Source organism: Roseisolibacter sp. H3M3-2, assembly GCF_029211165.1.
Lineage (GTDB): Bacteria > Gemmatimonadota > Gemmatimonadetes > Gemmatimonadales > Gemmatimonadaceae > Roseisolibacter.
On sequence record NZ_JARGEK010000807.1, the window covers coordinates 1 to 522 of the forward strand.

The window sequence follows — 522 nt, forward strand, 5'->3', positions numbered from 1 at the left end:
CCGGCGGGGAGGCGCAGGGCGAGGGCCGCCAGCGCCACCACGCCGGCGCCGGCGAGCATGGCCAGCGTGCCGGCCGCGGTCACGGCGCCCGACGTCCCGGGCGCGACCGGGCGCCACCCCGGGACCGTGCGGGGCGTGCCGCCCACCAGCGTGCCGACCTCGGTCGCCCAGGTGTCGGCGGCGGCGGCGGCCAGCGCGGCGGCGGCCGCGCCGCTCCACGCCGGCGACCACCCGGCCGCGAGCGCCAGGGCGGCGAACAGGCCGCCGTTGGCCAGCACCTGCGCGGCGTCCCGCGGGCCGCCCTTCGCGACCACGTCGCCGGTGCGCGCCTCCCGCTCGCGGCGCCGCCAGCGCGACAGCGCGCTCCCCGTCGCGAAGAAGAGGATGAGCAGCGCCCCCCACCCCCAGCCGGCGGCCATCGCGGCGGTGCCGACGACCACCGCGGCGACGGCGCCGTCGGCGGCGAGCGCGCCGGCGCGGCGGCCGGGCAGGGCGATCCCAGCCGCGAGCAGGAGCCCGGCC

General features: G+C 83.7%; 1 protein-coding gene. It reads right to left on the minus strand.

The genetic code is table 11. The features are described from left to right. Positions 1 to 522: DUF92 domain-containing protein (locus PYV61_RS26530; protein ID WP_275836894.1), on the minus strand; the 522-nt coding region annotated here is incomplete at both ends.